The following is a 5,662-nucleotide window of genomic DNA, read 5'->3' on the forward strand; positions in this document are numbered from 1 at the left end:
TAATCGATTTACCTTGAAAATAAATATTTCCCGTGCTTGGTTCCTGCAAACGATTTAACAATCGTAAAATAGTCGTTTTTCCTGCCCCAGATGCTCCGACAATAGCTAACTTTTCTCCTTGCTTGATGCTAAAAGTAATATCTTCTAACAGATAAGCACTACCCCGTCGGATAGCTAAATTTACTTGCTGTAGTTCTAAAATCAAGAGCGGTCTTTTCCTTACTTAGTTCAAGTTTATTATATAATAAAAATAGCCCAATGAGTTCGGCAGGTATTCCCCATGGTTAGTCAAGTTAACAAAACCGAGATTATCTATCCTGAGAGCGACGGTAAACCGATGGCAGATAATACTAAACAATTTAACTGGATAGTGACGATTAAGCAGAATCTCGACTGGTTATATATCGATGATCCCCAGGTATTTGTAGCGGGGGATCTGTTGTGGTATCCCGTGGAAGGCCAGCCGAAAATTGCTGCCGCTCCTGATACGATGGTAGTATTTGGCAGACCGAAAGGCGATCGAGGTTCCTACAAACAATGGCAAGAAGATAATCTTGCTCCTCAAGTCGTCTTTGAGATTCTTTCTCCCAGTAATACCTCCATCGAAATGGCCAAAAAATTGCTATTTTATGATCGCTATGGAGTCCAAGAATACTACGTCTATGATCCCGATGATAATAGTCTAGAAGCTTGGCAGCGAATTGGTGACAGTTTAGACAGTGTTAGTGAGGTTAATAATTGGGTGAGTCCCCGTTTAGGCATTCGTTTTGACTTAACCGACGAGTTAAAAATTTATCGTCCTGATGGTACTCAATTTTTGTCCTACAGCGAAATTAATCAACTACTGGAGCAGGAAAAGCAACGGGCTGAAAATGAACGCCAACGGGCTGAAAATGAACGCCAACGGGCAGAACAGGCTAATCAGCAGTTAGTAGAAATGGAGGCAAAACTGCAAAAATATCGTCAACTTTTTGGGGAATTACCTAACTAGGGTCTGCTGAATAAATGTGAAATATAGACGAGGTAAGGGGTTTGGGGCCTGTTTGGCGAGGCAGGTGCAAGATTTTAAAGCTAGTGGCTCAAAAACCTTGCATCTTGATCGGCGATTGCGTCCTGTAGGGGCGAAGCATTCGGGCAATAACTTATCGGTGAAACCGTAGATTTTCTATCCGAATGCTTCGCCCGTACTTTTTGCCGCAAACCCTAACTAAAATCTTCACTAGCGACGGGAGTATAACAAAAAAAAAGAGGACTGGTTAGTCCTCTTAACAAGATTAGTTTTCGCTAAATGTTAAACACAGAATGATTGCCAGGCCTAGTAGGCTAGACCCATACTGCGGGTGGTTTCTGCTCCGAGATAAACCCGAATGCTTAGGAAATCCGTCGGACAAGCGGTTTCGCAACGTTTGCAACCAATACAGTCTTCCGTGCGGGGGGAGGAGGCAATTTGGGCAGCTTTACAGCCATCCCAGGGAACCATTTCCAGCACGTCGAGGGGACAAGCCCGAACGCATTGGGTGCAACCGATACAGGTATCGTAAATTTTAACGCTATGAGACATTGAATTATGACTCCTTACCGAGTGTTCTCCATGTTAAATTTCGGGTTTATCGGTTAGTTTACCTTACAGCGATCTGTTCATCGCTCGATCGGTGACATAACTTTAAACTCTGTAACACTTGGGGCCAAATGGCGATCGCTAGTCAGGGATCGGGCAATCCTAAAATAGCCTTAAAGAATTGCTTGCCGGGGTTACGCGGGGAACCGAAAAAGGTAATCTGGATCGCAAGATAATTTATTTCGTTTGCCAGTATGACAGAAATAGCGATCGAATCGATCCTACAGGAAAATCGGCTGTTTCCCCCCAGTGCCGAATTTGCCCAGAATGCCACCATTAAAAGCTTTGAAGAATATCAGCAACTCTACGCCAAAGCCAAGGCCGATCCCCCGGCTTTTTGGGCCCAATTAGCCGAAAAAGAATTACATTGGTTTGAAAAATGGTCAGAGGTTCTTGAGTGGCAGCCCCCCTTTGCTAAATGGTTCGTCAACGGCAAGATTAATATTTGTTACAACTGTATTGACAGACATCTCACGACATGGAGGCGCAATAAAGCTGCCATCATCTGGGAAGGAGAACCGGGAGACAGCCGCACCATTACCTACGAACAGCTACACCGAGAAGTGTGCCAATTTGCCAACGCTTTAAAGGAATTAGGCGTGAAAAAAGGCGATGTGGTCGGAATTTATATGCCGATGATTCCCGAAGCGGCCATCGCTATGTTAGCCTGTGCCAGAATTGGTGCGCCCCACAGTGTAGTTTTTGGGGGATTTAGTGCCGATGCTTTGCGCGATCGTCTTAATGATGCGGCCGCTAAGGTGGTAATCACTGCCGATGGTGGTTTCCGCAAGGATAAAGTAGTTGCCCTCAAGGAACAGGTAGATCTGGCTCTAGCCGATAATAGCGCCCCCAGTGTGGAAAAAGTCCTCGTTGTCCAGCGCAGCAAGGAACCCATCAATATGGTTGCCGATCGCGATTACTGGTGGCATGATCTACAAAAACAGGTATCTGCTAATTGTCCGGCCGAACCGATGGATAGCGAAGATATGTTATTTATCCTCTACACCAGTGGTTCCACCGGCAAACCGAAAGGAGTCGTCCACACCACCGGCGGTTATAATCTCTACACCCATGTCACCTGCAAATGGATTTTTGACCTGAAAGACACCGATGTTTACTGGTGTACTGCCGATGTGGGTTGGATTACCGGCCATAGTTATATCGTTTACGGACCGCTTTCCAATGGTGCCACCACGGTAATGTATGAAGGGGTTCCCCGTCCCTCTAATTTAGGCTGTTTTTGGGATGTAATTGAGAAATATCGCGTTAATATCTTTTATACTGCCCCCACTGCTATCCGCGCTTTTATCAAAATGGGTGAAGACATCCCCAATAGCCGGGATTTATCCTCTTTGCGCTTACTGGGAACCGTGGGAGAACCGATTAACCCGGAAGCGTGGATGTGGTATCACCGGGTTATCGGTAAAGAAAAATGTCCGATTGTCGATACTTGGTGGCAAACGGAAACCGGGGGGATTATGATTACTCCCCTACCCGGGGCAATTGCCACCAAACCGGGGTCAGCAACCCTACCTTTCCCCGGTATTATGGCCGAAGTGGTGGACTTAGACGGTAATCCCGCCCAAGCGAATGAGGGGGGTTATCTGGTGGTCAAACATCCCTGGCCCGGTATGATGCGAACAGTTTATAAAAATCCCGATCGCTTCCGCAATACCTACTGGGAACATATCGCCCCCAAAGATGGCCAATATCTCTATTTTGCTGGGGATGGTAGCCGTCAGGACGAAGACGGTTATTTCTGGGTAATGGGGCGCGTTGATGACGTGATGAGCGTTTCTGGCCACCGTTTAGGGACAATGGAGATCGAATCAGCTTTAGTATCCCATCCTGCGGTAGCAGAGGCGGCTGTGGTGGGACGACCAGATGAAATTAAAGGGGAAGAAGTCTATGCTTTTGTGACTCTTGAGGGGCATTATGAAGCGAGTCCGGAGTTAGCGCAAGCATTAAAGGATCACGTTGTCAAGGAAATTGGCATTATTGCCCGACCGGGAGAAATCCGTTTTACCGATGTGCTGCCAAAAACGCGATCGGGTAAAATTATGCGTCGTCTCTTGCGAACTTTAGCATCAGGTCAAGAGATTTCCGGTGATACTTCTACTCTAGAGGATCGATCGGTTTTGGATAAATTACGGCAAGGTGCCTAATTTAATTGCCGGTTTTTCCTAGTAGTTAGGGTGAGGAATAAGAGTTAATCTTATCTCACTCTAACGGGAGTGATTCTCGGTGAACATATTTGCTCAAGCATCAAATCTATAACGGTTCTTCGTTAGAACCAGAATTAATTGGAAATTATAAAAATAGCGGTGCTGAATGGCTAAAAAAGGGAGAGCCAGTACAAGTATTGGTTCATGATTTTCCTGACCAAGATAAGGGAAGAATCATTCCCTATGGAATTTACGATCTGAGCCAAAACGCGGGATGGGTAAATGTAGGCAAAGGAATATACCAGAGCGCGTCGAGAAGCCGCCAGACAAACAGGTTTAATCCTTAGCATTTTTCCAGAGTTTTGTCCCTATACTATCGCGCAGGTGATCGAAGATTGGTGGCCCCGGTGATAGCCCGGATTGAAGGTTAAATAATCCTAAATCTGGTTATTAAAGACTGATTATTTATTCTCCCTTTTGCATGAGTGCCTTTTGTCTGTCTTGATATGTAGCCTATACTCAACGGATTTAGTATAAGTTGTTCCCCATCTCTCGATCGCTTGACTATTGATCGCCCATTTTCAGACCAAAACTCGAAGTATAAGCAGATTAAATATTGCTAACTATTGACAAATGAGTATTTTATGTTATAAAACGGGGTGATATGCAGAAAGTTGACCCCTATCGTTGCTCTGGAGATTGTTATGCAGAAAGTTTCTGTATAATGTGTAGTTAGGCAGAATTTTGGAGGTAATCCAACGATGATTATGTTCATCAAGGTTTCACAGTTAATGGCGATAAGTTTACTGTTGTTAGTGGGCTGTTCATTTAACAATACGGGTGTAGTCAAGTCTGATATATCCGGTTGTTGGGAAAGAAGCAAATTTAATGCTGACGGTGCTTCTTCAGGCTATTGGAAAGAAACGTACAAACTGGAACCAGGAGGTAGTTTTAGTAGAGAGAGTAATGTAACGATTACCTCCGGTTTAGTACGGATAGAACCAGAACCACATTACTCCTCTGGTGAATGGATTATTGATGACGGATACGTTGTGATTCAATGGAAGGATGGAAATACAGTAACACTGAAGGTAGTCTCGAAATATGAATTAGCCGAAGTGGGAAGCTCTGTTGAATTCGCATTCAGAAGATGTTAAGTGTGATCGCCGATCTTGTGGGTGAGTCCCACGCATCTTTCACCTGTCTAAATCTAAGCCCGTCTAACAAATCACTGCGCCCGATCATATGCTAGGCTACCTCTAACATCCAAAGTTAATGACGGTGGGTGAGTTCAACCGTTAGACGGAATTTTCGGACAAATTGAGGATAAAAGATGTTAATTAGGTTCTGCTGAATAAATCTAAAAACTTTGTTGGATAAGGTTTTTAGACTTTTTTCCCCCCAAAAAGTGCCGACCATTGGAGTGATCGGGGAAAAATTCAGTTACTTTTTCTCTGAAAATTAGGTAATTGACCACCTGAAAATGGGTAAAACCCCACACCCTACACCCCACACCCCACACCCTACCCCCACGAAAAACTTTTTGCCGCAAACCCTAATTAGACCATCAAAGTTAAAGTTCAAGATAGAAAAACTTGATTTTGCTTTAATATTTTCCATTCTTTATATCAACTCTACGCTTGTTTTTGCACAATCTTCTCACTCAATTCTAGGAAGGTGGGACAATATTAGATTAAGTACTAATAACTTAATATCTTATAGAGTTTTTCAAAAAGCCTGAGTTGGGTCAATGATCAGGAAACCTAACTATTTTCTAACCAAACGATTAGGAAACAGTTATGTTATGATTTTCAGAGTAAGCCGGAGATGATAAGACACCATGAAAAATCGCATCTTTACTGTTATTTTGTACAAAGAA

Annotated in this window: 5 protein-coding genes and 2 pseudogenes; 5 read left to right on the plus strand and 2 right to left on the minus strand. The window is 43.9% G+C overall.

Annotated elements, in window-relative coordinates; genetic code table 11:
• A partial coding sequence (locus PX484_RS16570; protein WP_288104813.1) for an ATP-binding cassette domain-containing protein occupies positions 1–205 on the minus strand: 205 nt, incomplete at its 3' end.
• Positions 206–280: 75 nt separating this feature from the next.
• Here PX484_RS16570 and PX484_RS16575 point away from each other — a divergent pair.
• Positions 281–991 carry a Uma2 family endonuclease gene (locus PX484_RS16575; protein ID WP_287765830.1) on the plus strand — a complete coding sequence of 237 codons (711 nt, stop codon included), beginning with the start codon at positions 281–283 and terminating at the stop codon, positions 989–991.
• 324 nt (positions 992–1,315) lie between these two features.
• On the opposite strand, the gene psaC is transcribed toward PX484_RS16575, so the two are convergent.
• A complete protein-coding gene (psaC, locus tag PX484_RS16580) occupies positions 1,316–1,561 on the minus strand; it encodes a photosystem I iron-sulfur center protein PsaC (RefSeq protein ID WP_002734319.1) in 246 nt (81 codons plus the stop codon).
• 251 nt (positions 1,562–1,812) lie between these two features.
• On the opposite strand from psaC, the gene acs reads away from it, so the two are divergent.
• From acs to PX484_RS16600, 4 genes and pseudogenes are all read left to right on the plus strand, one after another.
• The gene (gene acs, locus PX484_RS16585; RefSeq protein ID WP_002801695.1) at positions 1,813–3,783 is read left to right on the plus strand and encodes an acetate--CoA ligase; all 1,971 of its coding nucleotides are present in this window, start codon (positions 1,813–1,815) and stop codon (positions 3,781–3,783) included.
• 131 nt (positions 3,784–3,914) lie between these two features.
• Positions 3,915–4,073: pseudogene (locus PX484_RS16590) on the plus strand (ISAzo13-like element transposase-related protein); the annotation flags it as partial.
• Positions 4,072–4,194: pseudogene (locus PX484_RS26080) on the plus strand (DUF29 family protein); the annotation flags it as partial. The pseudogenes PX484_RS16590 and PX484_RS26080, both read left to right, overlap by 2 nt.
• A gap of 350 nt (positions 4,195–4,544) precedes the next feature.
• The gene (locus PX484_RS16600) at positions 4,545–4,940 is read left to right on the plus strand and encodes a hypothetical protein (RefSeq protein WP_287667196.1); all 396 of its coding nucleotides are present in this window, start codon (positions 4,545–4,547) and stop codon (positions 4,938–4,940) included.
• The last annotated feature ends 722 nt before the right edge of the window (positions 4,941–5,662 follow it).

Origin of the sequence: Microcystis sp. M49636_WE2 (assembly GCF_030065375.1) — a bacterium.
In the GTDB taxonomy this organism is placed as follows: Bacteria; Cyanobacteriota; Cyanobacteriia; order Cyanobacteriales; family Microcystaceae; genus Microcystis; species Microcystis aeruginosa_C.